Here is a 14,314-nt window from a genome sequence, read left to right as displayed (position 1 = left end):
AGACTAGAGGACCGCACCGGCCGGGCGGCGGCACCACACCGGCCGAGTCGGGGGAGCGGCGCCCGTCGCGGTCCGCTGTACTGCGGTGTCGTCGGCGAACCGGGATTACGGTCTGCGTGATTCCAGTCGTCGCTCGAGTCCCGAGATGACGAGCTCGAGATCGAATGCGAACTGGTCACCGATGCCGGCGGCCGCCTCGCGGGTGGTGGCCACCTCGCGCAGCAGCGGAAAACCGTGTCCCGATTCCGAATTCAGGGTCCGTGCGACATGTTCGGCCTGCAGGTCGATATGCCCGCGCTCGGCCTGGAGAGCTTCCCGCGCCGCCGCGAAGGCGACATCGGCGAGCAGGCGCATGGTGCGACCGGCTTCCATCGCGTCGAAACCGGCCTCGACCAGGGATTCGATCATGTGCTCGATCTCCGCCAGCACCGACATGCCGACCGTTCCGGAGAAGCGCACATGCCAGATCAGGACGCCCACCTGCGTCAGTGCCTCGGCGACGGCGGTGGCGAACAGGCGCAGCAGGTCGCGCCAGTCACCGTCGGCGGGCAGTTCGAGGCGGTGGAACGCTGTTTCGAACGCGTCCAGAGCGACCAGTTCGAGTAGTCCCTCGCGGTCGCTGACGTAATAGTTGAGCGATTTGCGATCGACGCCGAGGAGGTCGGCGACCGCTCGCATCGTCAGCGTCTCCGGTGCGAGAGTGCGTGCCGCCGCGACGATTCGTTCGCGGTTCAGGCGAGGCGGGCGGCCCCGCCCGCGTCGTGATGGCATCGCGGTATCGGCCCCCGGCTTGATTGCGTTCGCGCCGTCCACTCCCTCAGGTTACGGACCGTCGACCGGATATCGGACATCGCGTCCCACCTCGCGACATACGAGTTTCGCGAATATTTTCTCCCGTCGGGGAAAAATGAACTACTCTTCGGACCGGACGATGTGGGCCGTCCGAACGGGGAGTTCAGTCGTGGTTGATCGGAACGGAAGTGCTATGTCTGCTGTATCGCACTGGTCTCGTACAAGCGCTCGAGTGGCGGAATCCCCTGGTGAGTGTGTGCTCGCCGAAGCCGGTCGGCGGGCGCTGCGCTACCGGCTGGTCGTGGTCGCCGCCGATCCGGTCGACGTCGTCACGTGGGCGGGTGGCTGGCTCTTCGATCGGGCGGCCGAGGGCTGGGAGGTGACCGTGGCGGTCGAGTCGCCGGTCGATGTCCGGCCGTTGGCCATTCTCGGCCTGGGCGTCGCCGACCTGGGATGTGTGCTGAGCTGCCGGCAACAGTTGCCGGCACCACAGGCCTTCTCGATCGCCGGTGAGGTCTCCGCACTCGGGGTGGCGGCCCGCGAATGGGCGGAGCGATATATGCGCAGCGCACGGACCGAGGTGCGCTTCTGGGGCGATATCGGTTACGGCGAAAGAGCTTTCCCACACTCCGCGCCGACCCGGTATGTACCCACTCGGGCGGCCGCCGCCTTCAAGGGGTATGCCCTCGATGCTGCGGGCGTGCGGTCGGCGGCGGAATTCGAGTCGTTCCGCGCGGTCGCCGGATCGGTCGCCGGGCCCGGCGTACGCACCCGCCCGGCCGGCTGATCCGCACTCAGCGGGTGGCGGCCACCGCGCTGTCGAGCGCCTGCTGCATGCGGGCGGCCACGGTCCGGGTGATCTGTGCCGGTCGTTCCGGAAAGTCCGCCAGCGGCAGGTCGAGATGGAATGTCGCCCGCCCACCGGTGCCGTAGCTGAGCCCCAGGAAGGCGAAAGCCGGTGCGGCGCCGGCCTTCCTGGCTCGGGCCGCGATATGCCCGACGCCGGTGCCGACGGTCTGCACGCGGGCGGGATCGGTGTCGTTGCAGGTACCCTCCGGGAACAGCACCAGGTCGTCGCCGCCGACCATGCGCTGCACGCACACATCCATCAGCTGCTGTCCGGCATCGTAGGCGGCGCGTGGGCCGTGATCCTTGCCGCGGAACACCGGAATCGCACCCATCGTCTCGATGCGTGCACGCTGTCGCGGTTCGGCGAACAGTTCGTCCTTGGCCAGGACGCGGATATGCCCGATGCGGGAACGGAATACGCTGCGCCAGGCGTAACCGGCGACCATGCGCGGGTCGTCCACGCTCAGGTGGTTGATGACGATGATCAGGCGGCGGTCGGCGTGCATGAGCGCGCGGATCTGCTCGCGTGCACCGGCGGTGTAGTGCACCTCCGGCCGGGCGCGGTAGGCGGTGACGGCGCAGTTCATGCGCGCGCGCCACAGCTGTGGCTGGTGGGTGCGGTAGTAGTCGTAGACGGCGTCGCGGTTGTCGAATTCGACCGGCGGTGGGATGCGGGGTGCGGCGGTCGAGGAGTGCATGCAACCTACGCTACCGTAACTTACGTCATCGTAGGTAGGTTGGCCGTTCACGAATCGGGCCCTGGCCCCGGTGTGGTAGGCCGGGTGCGCGCACCCTCGGCAGCAGGGCGTACCGCGACTACGCTCGGGAAGAGCATGGACGCGTGCCGGGGCAGGGGGTGCGCAACGGAGTGAGCGGCGAGCGAAGGGAGGCCCGATGGCGAGCACGCGACGACAGGTCCGGGTCCGGCGAATCTACGACGATGCCGATCCGGGAGACGGCACCCGGGTGCTGGTCGACCGGATCTGGCCGCGCGGCATCAGCAAGGAACGCGCGCACCTCGACGAATGGTGCAAACAGGTCGCCCCCTCGACCGAACTGCGCAAGTGGTACGCCCACGACCCGGACCGCTTCGAGGAGTTCGGCAGCCGCTATCGGGACGAGCTGAAGGATCAGGAACGCTCCGACGCGCTCGCCCATCTCCGCGAACTCGCCGGGCAGGGCACGCTGACTCTGCTGTCGGCCACCAAACGGATCGATATCAGTGAGGCGACGGTACTCGCGGGCCTCATCGACGGGAAGAAGTAGGCGGACCTGCCGACGTATCCGGTTCGTCGGTGCAGGCGTAGTCCGCTTCAGAGCGGTTGCGCGGTGTGCCGCAGTGTCCAGCCCGGACCCCGACGGTGCAGTGCGGTAGCACTACAGGGTGGGATGTCGATGCGCCAGAACGATTCCGGCGGCGCGGCGAGTGTGACGAGTACGCTCGCGCGAACGATCGCGGGATGGGTGACCGCGACAATGCGTTCGTGCCGGTCGGCGACTGTATCGAGGAACTGTCGGACCCGTTCGATCACCTCGGTCACCGACTCCCCGCCGTGGCCCCGGAAATTCGGGTCGGACATCCACGACATCAGTTCCAGCGGATCGAGGTCGCCCATGGGCCGCCCGGCCCACTCGCCGCAGTCCAGATCCCGCAGCGCGGGGTCGACCGTGCCGGGCAATCCGAGCACGGCGGCGGTCTGTGCCGCGCGGCGTTCCGGGCCGATCAAGATCCGATCGGCCCGCAGCGCCGTGGCGCCGACTGCGGCGCCCGCACGGTCGTCGACCGGCTCGTCGAGTGGAAACCGGGCCACCCGCATCGCCTCGGTCATCGCATGACTCACCAGGGTGAGCCGGGTGACCGAGGCGCCGCGGGTGCTCATACCAGCGGTGCCGGCGCGGTACCCGGTTCGCTGATCCGCCCGAACAGTCGCGGCGCGAGCGTCGCGAATCCGAACCCGATCACCGACCACAGCAGGGCCTGCGCCGCAAACGAATAGAACCGGAAGTAGTACAGATCGTCTGCGGGAAAACCGGGAGAGAGGATCTGCCCGTCCGGACCACGCAGCGGGCCCGGTGTCTCACCGACGGTGCCGAGCTCGCGGTTGGCCGCCAGATGTCCCAGCGAGGGTAGCAGCGCCGCGATCGCGGTCACCACCACGACGAAACCGATGCCGGCGACGACGGTCGCCGACCAGTTGCCCAGTCGCGCTTGCAGTTTACGGCCTGCCCAGACCGCCACCACCGCACCGGCCGCGGAGATCAGCACCATCAGCAGATAGAGGCCCGTGCGTTCTCCGATCGTGTCCCCGTTACCCACCGCGGGCGGGTTGGCCGGATATTTGAAGAACGGGACCGCATACAGCACCGCGAACATCCCGCCGGCCACACACAGTGCGAGACTGCGTGGGCTCAGCTTTCCGACCCGGCCGATGAGCAGGCAGTACACGACGGCGAACAAGGCGCCCATCGCGGCACCGAACACGACCATGCCGAACCCGATACCGAGATTGGCCTGCACCGTGCGGGTGAACAGCTCGGCCTCCTCCACACCGTGGGTGTGGCCGCCGGCCCTGCGCATTTCGGTGTGCGCGGCCTCGCGTGCACCTTCGTAGTCGATGGCTCGCGCGATGATCGGTTCGGCCAGGATCCGGGCGAAGACGAACGCCAACAGCCCGCCCAGGGCACCCAGCGCGACGCCGCGAGCAATGATTCGTTTTTCCATTATGACTGCTCGGTCCCGCACTCAGTGGCAAGGGAAGCCGAGGAAATGGCGTGCGTCGTGGACGAATTCGTGCACGTGCATATCCCTGCCGAAGATCGAGACCGCCCCCTGGTCGATCCCGATGAAATAGAGAGCGAGCAGGGCCAGGACGGTGGTTCCGGCCAGCCACAGCGCCGTGGTGGGAATCGAGAGGGGAATCGATTCGGTACGGGATTCGGGAACGTACGACGTCGCCATGGTGCTCTCCTCCGGGGATTACGCGTCCCCGCTAGACGGTGCTGACCGCGTCGATCCGATGACCTGACTCACATCCACGAGGATGCTCACAGTGGCGCGACCGTCCCGGATTCTCACCGGGTTCTCGAACCGTCGCTCACATAACCATACGAAAACCCAGTTCGGATGGTCAATCGGAGTCCACCGGATCGCTCCCGCCGACTCCGGAGGTGAACTCGCGTACCCGGAAACGCCCGCCCGCATCGGCCGCGAGCGGCGGTGTCGGGCCGCCGGAACCGCTGCGCATCCCGGCGAGCACCTCGCGCAGTGCGGACATGGCATCCACCTGCGGGGACCACTCCAATTCCCGGCGGGCTCGCGAGGTGTCCATGATCGGCAGGCGCATCATCGCGTCGAACAGTTCCACCGGCGCCGGTACCAGGTGCATACGCCAGCCGATCGCGAGAGCAGCGCGCACGGCCGAGGGCGGGACCGCGACCGTGGGCGCGGAGAACAGCTCACCCAGTTTCGCTCGATCGATCACCGGGTCGGCGGCGAGATTGAACGCCCCCCGGACATCGGTGCCCGTCACCGCCGACGCGTAGGCCGCACCGATGTCGTCGCTGTGCACCGCTTGCAGTCGCATCCCCGACGGAACGGGCAGCATCGGCACGAGTTCCGGGCGCAGCAGACTCCCGGGCACCAGCGGGCCCATGAACAGCCGCCGCTGCTGGGCCGCCGAGCCCCGCTGGAAGGTGAACGCCGGCCGCATCCGCACCACCCGCCGATCCGGATGGTCGCGTTCGAACAGATCCACCAGTCGCTCCACATACGCCTTCTCGCGCATGTACCCCGCCGGTGGCCAGCCCTCGGTCGGCCAGTCCTCACCGACCGGATCGTCGTGCCGGGCCGGAGAATACGCGCCGACGGAGGACGCGATGACCAGCGTCGGCACCCCGGCCCGCGCGACGGCGTCCAGGACCCGCTCGGTGCCGCCGACGTTGGCTCGCCACGTCTCGAGGGGGCGGTGTGTCGGCTGGAAGACCCAGGCCAGATGGACGACCGCGTCGGCGCCCCGGAACACCGAGGCCAGATCGGCGTCGCGAACATCGGCGCGGACCCATTCGACCGCGCCGGCCGAAGGGCGCGGCAACCGCCGGGCCAGGCCCACGATCGAATCGACCGCACTGCGCTGCGTCAGCGCCTCGAGCACCGCGCTACCGACATTGCCCGTCGCTCCTGTCACCACCACGCGCATCGGATCACCTCCGGGTCGATACCGGCCGGCACCGCCGCGGCGCGCAGCTCGGTGAGACGGTGGACGGGCCGGGAACCCACATCGGCCCCCTTCTCAGAAGTGCGCCTACCCGGCAGGCCGGTGTGCAAACGGGCTCCGCGCTGTCCCGAATAACGACGGCCGTCGCGGGTAGTGCGAAGGAGTGCGGCTGCCGCGCGAGACCCGCGGCCGGCAGTGCGTCAGGTGTGGTCGAGGAGGTGACGCGAGTGCCCGAGGTGAGTACGCGTTGGAGCGATCCGCCCAGTTTCCGGCACGCGGCGACCTACGTGGGCGCCGTCCTGGTGCTCGCCGCCGTGCTCGCCGGTGCGACATTCGGCTGGGCGGCCTCGCGGGACCGGTGCGCGAACGCCGAGCAGGTGCTCTGCGACACCTCCGCACGCCTGGTGGTCGGACTCGCACCGGGCATCGTGCTGCTGCTGGGTGGGATCGGTGCCTTCGTGATCACCATCCGGCAGTGGCGCGCCGGTCGCCCGTGGCCGGTCTGGCAGGGCGCCGGGTGGTTCCTGTTCGCCGTGATGGTGGTGTACCTGGCGATGGCCGAGGGGGCCGGCTGATCGTGCCTGCCGTTTGACGGCGGGGAGAGCGGGTACGGCGGCAGACGCAGGCAGACGGAGTCAGTCAGGAAGGAGACACTCGTGGCCGAATCGTCCAAGTCCAAGTCCGGGAAGAACAAACACGGTGCGATCACCGATCCGATCTCGACGGTGCTGGAACCCGAACAGCAACGGATCGCCGGGGATGCGCTGTGCGCCACGGTCGTCGATCTCATCGACCTGAGCCTGATCGGTAAGCAGGCACACTGGAATGTGATCGGTCCCCGATTCCGCACCGTCCACGAAGCACTGGACGAACTGGTCGATACAGCCCGCGGATTCACCGACGCGGCGGCCGAACGCGCCACCGCCATCGGCGTCAGCCCCGACGGGCGGGCCCGGACCGTCGCCGCGGATTCGGGCGCCGACCCCTTCCCCGAGGGGTGGCAACAGGACGGCGACGTGATCCGGTCGATCGTTTCGACGCTGGCCGCGGTGGTGCGCCGGCTGCGGGAGCGGATCGACGCCTCCGAGAAGGCCGATCCGGTGACGCAGGATCTGCTCATCGACATCGCGGCCCGCTTGGAGCAGTTGCACTGGATGTGGCAGGCCCAGGCGGCCTGATGGATCGTGACACTCAGGAGTGGCTATGACCCCCGTGATCGACATGTTGAAAACCCACCCGCAGGGCACCAGCGGGCCCGCCACTCTCAGCACCGATGAACTGGCAGCCTGTATCGAGGCGTGCCTGTCGTGTGCCCTGACGTGTTCGATGTGCGCGGACGCCTGCCTGGCCGAAGCAGAGGTGGACCGGCTGCGGCAGTGCATCCGGCAGGATCTCGACTGCGCGGATATCTGCGCGGCGACCGCCCGGGTGCTGGCTCGCCAGACGGGCTTCGATCCGCTGGTCGCGGGGCCGCTGGTGGCGGCCTGTACGACCGCGTGCGCGTCATGTGCCGAGGAGTGCGCATCCCATGCCGAACATATGGCGCACTGCGCGATCTGCGCCCAGGCCTGTCACCGCTGCGAGCAGCTGTGCCAGGCGATCCTGCCCAAACTGGGGCCGCCGGCGGAAGTGTCGCGGTGACCAACAGCTCTCGCCCTGATGACGGGTCGGGTTCGGTACGTCCAGGACGGCATCCACCGAGCGCTATACGTGAATCGGAGGAAGCGTGAAGATTGCGATGGTGTCCGAGCACGGCAGTCCACTCGCCCCGCTGGGGGGTGTCGACGCGGGCGGACAGAATGTGCACGTCGCCGAACTCGCCGCGGGGCTCACCCGGCTCGGTCACGATGTGCGGGTATACACCCGCGGTGACGACGTGGCACTGGCCTCCGAGGTGATCGTCGCGCCGGGGTATCGAGTCGTTCATGTTCCGGCAGGGCCGCCGCATCGTCTGGCCAAGGACGATATCCCGCCGTATCTCGGCGAATTCGCCGATTTCCTGCATCGGCACTGGGTGGTGGATCCGCCCGAGGTGGTGCACGCACACTTCTGGATGTCGGGAATCGTGGCCGAACGAGCGGCCCGCGACCTCGATATCCCGGTGGTCCTGACCTTTCACGCCTTGGGCACCGTGAAGCGACGGCACCAGGGACCGGCCGACACCAGTCCGCGATTCCGGATCGCTGCCGAACGCGTCGTCGCGGCCGAGGCCACGCATATCGTCGCCACCTGCTCCGACGAGGTGCACGAACTGGCGAAGATGGGCGTCGCACAGTCGCGCACCTCGGTGGTGCCGTGCGGTGTGGACCTGTCGCTGTTCACCCCCGACGGGCCGGCCGAGGATCGGCGGTACCCGCACCGCATCGTCTCGGTCGGGCGCATGGTGCGACGCAAGGGCTTCGACACCGCGATCGCGGCCTTGTCCGAACTACCGGATACGGAGTTGGTCGTCGCGGGCGGATCGACCGATGCCGAGGATGCGGCCGAACACGCGCGGTTACGCGCCGTCGCGGCCGAATACGGAGTGGCACAACAGGTCCAGCTACGTGGTTCGGTTCGGCGCATCGATATGCCGGCGTTGTTGCGTTCGGCGGATGTGGTGGTGTGCACACCCTGGTACGAGCCCTTCGGCATCGTTGCGCTGGAAGCGATGTCTTGTGCGAAGCCCGTGGTCGCCACCGCCGTCGGCGGGATGCTCGACACGGTCCTCGACGGGGTGACCGGTCGTCTCGTTCCGCCCGACGATCCCGCCGCCCTGGCCGAGACACTGTCCGGTCTGCTGGGCGCCGAACGGGAGCGGCGGACCATGGGCGACGCGGGGCTGCAGCGCGCCCGCGCTCGCTATTCGTGGGACCGGGTCTCCAGAGACACCTCGGCGGCCTACCGCCGTGCAGCAGCGACGGCCGGGGCCGGCGATATGGCCTGGTCCGTGCACTGACACCACTGTTCACCGATATCAGGAGGAATAGCCGAATGAACGAATCACGTCGTGCGCGCGGCGATGTCACCGGCGCCCGCGCCGAGACGGAGGCGTTTTGGCAGTGAGCTCCATTCCGGCAACGGCTCCCACCCCGATACGCGTGCTGGTCTGGCACGTGCACGGGTCGTGGACGACCTCCTTCGTACACGGCAGCCACACCTATCTGGTGCCGAGTGAGCCGGAGCATCCACCGTGGGCATTGGGCCGCTGCGGACGCCCGTGGCCGGACAACGCCGTCGAGATCTCCCCGGCGCAGCTGGCCGGTGAACCGGTCGACGTCGTGGTCGTGCAACGCCCCGAGGAGTTCGAGCTGGCCCGGGACTGGCTGGGCCGGGTGCCCGGTCCGGAGATTCCGGTGATCTACGTGGAGCACGACACGCCGCGCGAGCATGCGGCCACCAGCCGGCATCCGATGGCCGACCGTGGTGATGTCACCCTGGTCCACGTCACGGATTTCAACCATTTGATGTGGGACAACGGCCGCTGCCGGACAACGGTGATCCCGCACGGAGTGGTCGATCCCGGCTACCGGTACACCGGTGAACTCGACCGCGCGGCATCCATTGTCAACGAGCCGGTGCGGCGGTGGCGGATCACCGGAACCGATCTGCTCGAGGAACTGTCCCGCGTCGTACCGATCGACGTCTTCGGCATCGACACCTGCGAATTGCACAAATGGGAACACTGCCCGGCCACCCAGGTGTACGGCGCGGGTGATGTCGGCCAGGAACAGCTGCACAGCGAGATCGCCCGGCGCCGGGTGTTCGTCCACACGGCACGCTGGACCTCACTGGGACTGTCCCTGCTCGAGGCGATGTTCGTCGGGATGCCGGTGGTGGCGGTCGGCACCACCGCGGCACCGTGGGCGGTGCCGAAACAAGCCGGCGTGGTCTCCACCGACATCGACGAGCTCGCCGCCTCGATCGACGATTTCGTCGGCGACCCGGCTCTCGCCCAACACACCGGCCTCGCAGCACGCGACTGGGCGACAACACATTTCGGCCTCGCGCCGTTCACACAGCGATGGGATCGGCTGCTCGCCGAGACCGTCGCCGAATTCCGGACGTAGCGAGCCGTAGCGAACAGCAAGGGGCATACGGTGCCCCGGACAGGACGCGATCATGTCGACGATGGACCCGGATCCTTCCCGGACTCCCGACCTCGAGCCCGGCGGTGGTGTGCCCCCGGGTTCCACACCACCGGAAACAGCACAAACTTCGGGGCTGTCGGCGCCCGAGCCGCGTACCCGTCATCGGTTCCCGCCCACCGGCGTGACCGCTGTCGGCGTGACCGTCGCCGTCGTGATCGTCTTCCTGGTGGTCGCGATCGCGCTGATCGTCACCCTGGTCTGAGGCCGGGGCCGGATCGACAGCTCGTTCCGAGGCCGCCGCCCCGGCGGCCTCGGAACTTCGCCGTCTCAGTGAAGCGCCTCTCGGTGAAGCACCGTAGCCGAAGGCCGGGACCGAGGCGGTGTAACCCGAGGTCGTAGCCGACGTCCGCCGATCGTGGGTTCCCCACCGCCGGCACAGCCTTCGCTGCCGAAACCCGAGTGGGGCAATACCCCGCAAACTAACTCTGGCACAACATTGTCGGTACCACCGGCCGACATCGGCACTAACGCCGACCCCGGTCCTACCGACAATGGCGTCCGTGGCTACCGAATACCTGTGATGCGCCGGGTCCACCGCCTCGACCAGATGGACAATCCGCTGCCCACATCGCTTTTCGCTCCCGTACACGCCATTGTGCCGGACCTGATGCGAGTGACCGTCGCCGTTGACGGGCCCGATGCGGTTGCCGGATTGTTCCCGGTATAGAGGAAGTACCCGGCGTGGGGCGGAGCAATCCGCTGGTCGCAGGCTGATATCCGTGACAGTCCGATGCGGTTTCTCATCGTCGGTGTGCTACTGCTCCCGGGTCTCCGTTGTGAGCTTGCCCGAGGTCGCGACCTCGGGGTCGTCGTCGGCCGGAGGCTCCGGATCGCGCCATTCCTCGGCGCGGCTGGAACGGTTGCCGCGCAGTGTTCCCTCCAGTTCGTGTCGCAACTGATCATCCTGGCGCGCACCGTGTTTGGCATTACCTCGATCCATGATGGTCTCCTTCCGTCCTCGGTCGGTCAGCTGTGCCGCAGCACCGCTCCGACGCCCTCGGTGAGCCCGAACTCCGGGTCGACGACGACGATCTCGGAGTCGGCGGCGACCGCCGCCAGTGGAAGTGCTTCGTCCGCGCGCCGCCGCACGCTGTCACCGGTCCGGGGATCGTCCGCCTGGACGAAGGTCGGGTCCGAGCCGACATGCACGTCGCGATCGCCGAGGGAGCCGGGCTCGATGAGCAGGGTCTCCACATTGCGTCGGGCCAACGCGTCGGCGGTGGCGGGTACCCCCTGAACAGCCAGTTCGTGTGCGCTGCCCTGCTCGAACCGCGCGGCGACCTCGTGCAGATGATCCTCGGCCTGCCGGTCGATGACCTGGTCCACCCGCTGCTCGAACTCGGCGCGGCCGGGCGGATCCTGGCGGTTGAAACCCTCCAGTTGCACCACATGGTGTCGATGTGAGGCCAGTGCGCCACCCAGAGCGGTACGGGCGGTGATCTCACCGGCGACGATGACGAACGCCGCGCCGACCTGGTCGGCGAGTCGTTCCACGTCCTCGGCGGTGGCGTCGATGGTGCGGCGCACCGTTTCCTCGACCCGGCTCTGCATGGACTGATGTGCGAAGCCGCCGCCACGCACCTTGTGCACCGGGTGCTGAGTGCCTTCGAGCGTGTGATCGGTACGCACCCCGTGCGCATCCACCGTGTAGAGGTCGGCGCCGCGCTCGTCGACGAGCGCGACGACATGCGGCTGCGTCGCGCGGCGCAGCCGCAGCAACGGCAGCAGATAGGGCATCGGCGACACCCGGGTGGTGGTCCGGTCGGGCGGTTGGGGGAGTTGCTTGGCCAGGAGCAGCCCGTCGGCGTCGGCGATCACCGCCTGGCCCGCGCGCCCCGGCGGCAGGTCGGCGAGCCCCTGTTCGACGGCGTCGAGTACATCGGCCTGCGCGCCGTCCTCGCTCAGGGCTTCGCGTACCGCCCGCACCTGCAGCCGCTGCTGCTGTGCGGCATCCTCGGTATCGCTCACGGTGCCGACGTACACCGATGCGAACGGCCCCCGATGTTCGGTCAACTCACGCAGTCCTGAAATCGTCATATCGGTCGGCTACCCGCACACCGCGGGTGAAACCAGTACGTGCGATCGGCGTGCGGCGTATTCCACGCCTGTCGCCGTGACCGGCATCGTGGTTCAGTGGCCGTAGTGCCCGGAGACCAGCTCACCCAGTCGACGCAGTGATTCGGTGTTGCGCGGATAGAGTGCGAGGGCCTGAACCGGGCCCGCGATGAACCGCCCCGGCCCTCGAACGAGCTTTTCGCACATCGTCACCTCGGTGCGGTACGCACCGACCGCGGTGAGTTCGATGCAGATCCATGCGCTGCCGAGCGGCTGGAGTTCGGCCTCCAGCTCGATTCGGTGCGGCGGATCCACCGCACACACCGTCGTCGTCTGCTGGACGGTCACCGGCCACGCGCCGACGCTGTAATGAATCCGGGTGCCCACCTGTGGCCATCCGGCGTCGACGGCGCGAATATGGGTCGATCCGACGACCCAGTGCCCATAGGACCAGCCATCGGCGAGCACAGCGAACACCTGCTCGATCGAGCTGGGTACCTGTCGGCGGGCCTCGATCATCAGCGCACGCTCACAGCACTACCGTTCCACCACGAGGTCGATGCGAACAGCAGCCGAGGCTCGGTGAGTAGCCGGGGAGCGGCCGGATGGACGGGTGTGCTCGACAGGTCCATTCTCGTCTCCGTATCGCCTTCGGCCCGAATCGGAATCCACCGGCCCGGGTGCCCGCATACCAGTCGATTATGCGCCGTCCGGTGGAAATCGCGACACGGCGGACCGGTCGACGATTCTCCGGGAACCAGACCGGCGCCGGGTCCGGTCGCGGCTGGCTGTTACCAGGTCAGGACGGGTTTGACGACCTGTCCCGCGTGATGATCGGCCAGTGCCGCGGTGATCTCGGTATGCGGATAGGTTCGGATCAGCCGGTCGAGTGGTAGCCGCCCGGCCGCATATAGTGCCAGGAGCTCCGGTATGAACCGTTCGGGCACTGCGTCGCCCTCGAGGCAACCGTGAATGGTCTTGCCGCCCAAAACGATATCGCGCAAGTCCAGCTGGGGTACGCCGGCTCCGAGCCCGACCACGGCGACCGCGCCGCCGACCGTCAGTGCGGTGACCGCGTCGGCCAGGACGTCGGGTCGACCGGTGGTGTCGAGCGCATGGGTGGCGCCACCGCCGGTGAGATCGCCGATGGCGGAACGGGTATCGCCGTCGGCGGGGTCGAGGGCCGCGCTCGCGCCCAGTTCGATCGCCAGTGCGCGTCGAGTGGCCGAAGGCTCGACCACGATCACCGCGGTGGAGTCCAGGGTGCCCGCGGCCAGTAGTCCCGCCATCCCGACCGCGCCGGCCCCGTAGATCACCAACTGCGAATCCGGTTCCGGGGCCAGTACGTTCAGGACCGCACCGGCTCCGGTCTGGAATCCGCAGCCCAGGGGAGCGGCGAGGACGGGATCGGTACCGGCGGGGACCAGCACGGTGTTGTCGGCGGTGGTCAAGGCGTAACCGGCGAAACTCGACTGCCCGAAGAAGCCGTCGCGGACCCGGCTCCCGTCGACGGTGACGCGGGCGCTGCGATCGGGCCGGGCACCGAACTGGTTCAGGGCGCTCGACCGGGCGCAGTAGGGCAGCCGGCCCAGGCGGCAATTGCGGCAGCTGCCGCAATGCCGGTAGGTCAGCACCACCCGGTCACCGGGTCGCACGGTGGTCACCTCCGCGCCGACCGCTTCCACTGTTCCGGCACCCTCGTGTCCGAGCAGGACCGGGCGATCGGCGGTGCCGGCAGCGCGGGAAACCAGATCGGTGTGGCAGATACCCGACGCTTCGATCCGCACCAGGATCTCGTCGCCACGAGGGTCGTCGATGTCGACGGTTTCGACGGCGAAGGGCCCTCGCGGATCGCGGGACAGGGCGGCGGTGGTGAGCGGCACCGCTCAGCTCCGTTCGAGCAGGAAGTAGAAGAACTCGCCGCCCGCGAGCACCAGTTCGGGACGCCCGTTCATGATGCCCATCAGCGTGTTGTCGTCGAGCCGTTTGAAGTGGTCGAATACGGCGCGCCCGTCGTAGACCATCGTCGCGGTGACCTCACCGCGGAATTCGATGTCCCACAGTGTGGCTTCGCCGCCACCCAGTTCGAGGTTCGAGAACAGCGTGCCGTCCTCGGCCCGGCAGATCAGGGGCTTGGCGTCCATCGTCGAGACGAAGGTCTTGCCGTGCCAGCGGCTCTGGTCCAGGGCGCGACACAGGGGATGGCCGGTCCGGAAGGCGGCGCCCTGCCATTCGCCGAGGATGTCCGCGGCGCGGACGGTGGGCAGCTCGCCC

The 14,314-nt window shown here is 68.3% G+C and carries 19 protein-coding genes and 1 riboswitch; of the genes, 8 read left to right on the top strand and 11 right to left on the bottom strand.

The features are described 5' to 3' along the window. Nucleotides 1–105 precede the first annotated feature (105 nt). Entirely contained in the window at nt 106–813 is a 708-nt protein-coding gene (locus tag NV2_RS28800) for a TetR/AcrR family transcriptional regulator C-terminal domain-containing protein (protein WP_067881482.1), read from the bottom strand. Nucleotides 814–1,024: 211 nt separating this feature from the next. Here NV2_RS28800 and NV2_RS28795 point away from each other — a divergent pair, with 211 nt between their 5' ends. Continuing rightward, nucleotides 1,025–1,579 (top strand): hypothetical protein, encoded by a 555-nt coding sequence (locus tag NV2_RS28795; protein ID WP_157103139.1) that lies wholly within the window; start codon nt 1,025–1,027, stop codon nt 1,577–1,579. 7 nt (nt 1,580–1,586) lie between these two features. Here NV2_RS28795 and NV2_RS28790 read toward each other — a convergent pair whose 3' ends face one another. Further along, nucleotides 1,587–2,339, bottom strand: coding sequence for a 1-acyl-sn-glycerol-3-phosphate acyltransferase (locus tag NV2_RS28790; protein ID WP_067881476.1), 753 nt, complete (start codon nt 2,337–2,339; stop codon nt 1,587–1,589). Nucleotides 2,340–2,535: 196 nt separating this feature from the next. On the opposite strand from NV2_RS28790, the gene NV2_RS28785 reads away from it, so the two are divergent. Then, on the top strand, nt 2,536–2,907 hold the full coding sequence (locus NV2_RS28785) for a DUF488 domain-containing protein (RefSeq protein ID WP_067881474.1): 372 nt from the start codon (nt 2,536–2,538) through the stop codon (nt 2,905–2,907). A gap of 47 nt (nt 2,908–2,954) precedes the next feature. Here NV2_RS28785 and NV2_RS28780 read toward each other — a convergent pair whose 3' ends face one another. The 4 genes from NV2_RS28780 to NV2_RS28765 form a co-directional block, all read right to left on the bottom strand. Then, nucleotides 2,955–3,521, bottom strand: coding sequence for a histidine phosphatase family protein (locus NV2_RS28780; RefSeq protein ID WP_067881471.1), 567 nt, complete (start codon nt 3,519–3,521; stop codon nt 2,955–2,957). After that, the gene (locus tag NV2_RS28775) at nt 3,518–4,363 is read right to left on the bottom strand and encodes a CbtA family protein (protein WP_067881468.1); all 846 of its coding nucleotides are present in this window, start codon (nt 4,361–4,363) and stop codon (nt 3,518–3,520) included. Before NV2_RS28775 ends, NV2_RS28780 begins: the two co-directional genes overlap by 4 nt. Before the next feature lie 21 nt (nt 4,364–4,384). After that, complete coding sequence (locus NV2_RS28770) at nt 4,385–4,600, bottom strand: CbtB domain-containing protein (RefSeq protein ID WP_067881465.1); 216 nt, start codon at nt 4,598–4,600, stop codon at nt 4,385–4,387. 2 nt (nt 4,601–4,602) lie between these two features. Beyond that, nucleotides 4,603–4,750: riboswitch (adenosylcobalamin (AdoCbl) riboswitch) on the bottom strand. A 19-nt stretch (nt 4,751–4,769) separates the two neighbouring features. Then, entirely contained in the window at nt 4,770–5,837 is a 1,068-nt protein-coding gene (locus tag NV2_RS28765) for an NAD-dependent epimerase/dehydratase family protein (protein ID WP_067881462.1), read from the bottom strand. Nucleotides 5,838–6,082: 245 nt separating this feature from the next. On the opposite strand from NV2_RS28765, the gene NV2_RS28760 reads away from it, so the two are divergent. The 6 genes from NV2_RS28760 to NV2_RS31180 all read left to right on the top strand — a co-directional run bounded on the left by NV2_RS28760 (nt 6,083) and on the right by NV2_RS31180 (nt 10,187). After that, nucleotides 6,083–6,430 carry a hypothetical protein gene (locus NV2_RS28760; protein WP_210749238.1) on the top strand — a complete coding sequence of 116 codons (348 nt, stop codon included), beginning with the start codon at nt 6,083–6,085 and terminating at the stop codon, nt 6,428–6,430. 129 nt (nt 6,431–6,559) lie between these two features. Then, nucleotides 6,560–7,033 carry a Dps family protein gene (locus tag NV2_RS28755; RefSeq protein WP_067881550.1) on the top strand — a complete coding sequence of 158 codons (474 nt, stop codon included), beginning with the start codon at nt 6,560–6,562 and terminating at the stop codon, nt 7,031–7,033. Between the two features lie 25 nt (nt 7,034–7,058). Beyond that, nucleotides 7,059–7,496 carry a four-helix bundle copper-binding protein gene (locus NV2_RS28750; RefSeq protein ID WP_067881459.1) on the top strand — a complete coding sequence of 146 codons (438 nt, stop codon included), beginning with the start codon at nt 7,059–7,061 and terminating at the stop codon, nt 7,494–7,496. Between the two features lie 85 nt (nt 7,497–7,581). Continuing rightward, nucleotides 7,582–8,793: a glycosyltransferase gene (locus tag NV2_RS28745; RefSeq protein WP_067881456.1), complete on the top strand. Its 1,212-nt coding sequence runs from the start codon at nt 7,582–7,584 to the stop codon at nt 8,791–8,793. A 103-nt stretch (nt 8,794–8,896) separates the two neighbouring features. Next, nucleotides 8,897–9,904 carry a glycosyltransferase gene (locus NV2_RS28740; protein ID WP_245662821.1) on the top strand — a complete coding sequence of 336 codons (1,008 nt, stop codon included), beginning with the start codon at nt 8,897–8,899 and terminating at the stop codon, nt 9,902–9,904. A 52-nt stretch (nt 9,905–9,956) separates the two neighbouring features. Further along, nucleotides 9,957–10,187, top strand: a complete 231-nt coding sequence (locus tag NV2_RS31180; RefSeq protein ID WP_084475657.1) for a DUF6480 family protein — start codon at nt 9,957–9,959, stop codon at nt 10,185–10,187. A 552-nt stretch (nt 10,188–10,739) separates the two neighbouring features. Here the strand turns inward: NV2_RS31180 and NV2_RS28735 are convergent. From NV2_RS28735 to NV2_RS28715, 5 genes are all read right to left on the bottom strand, one after another. Next, nucleotides 10,740–10,925, bottom strand: coding sequence for a hypothetical protein (locus NV2_RS28735; RefSeq protein ID WP_067881452.1), 186 nt, complete (start codon nt 10,923–10,925; stop codon nt 10,740–10,742). A 26-nt stretch (nt 10,926–10,951) separates the two neighbouring features. Continuing rightward, nucleotides 10,952–12,022 (bottom strand): Rv2629 family ribosome hibernation factor, encoded by a 1,071-nt coding sequence (locus NV2_RS28730; protein WP_067881449.1) that lies wholly within the window; start codon nt 12,020–12,022, stop codon nt 10,952–10,954. A gap of 93 nt (nt 12,023–12,115) precedes the next feature. After that, a complete protein-coding gene (locus NV2_RS28725) occupies nt 12,116–12,559 on the bottom strand; it encodes an SRPBCC family protein (protein ID WP_067881446.1) in 444 nt (147 codons plus the stop codon). Nucleotides 12,560–12,831: 272 nt separating this feature from the next. Further along, nucleotides 12,832–13,923, bottom strand: coding sequence for an NAD(P)-dependent alcohol dehydrogenase (locus NV2_RS28720; RefSeq protein WP_067881443.1), 1,092 nt, complete (start codon nt 13,921–13,923; stop codon nt 12,832–12,834). 3 nt (nt 13,924–13,926) lie between these two features. Next, the coding region (locus NV2_RS28715; protein ID WP_067881440.1) for a DUF4334 domain-containing protein at nt 13,927–14,314 on the bottom strand (388 nt) is incomplete at its 5' end.

This window comes from Nocardia vermiculata NBRC 100427 (genome assembly GCF_001613265.1).
Taxonomy (GTDB): Bacteria; Actinomycetota; Actinomycetes; order Mycobacteriales; family Mycobacteriaceae; genus Nocardia; species Nocardia vermiculata.
Note: the sequence above shows the minus strand (reverse complement) of the source record. Positions and strands in the feature narration are given on the sequence as shown.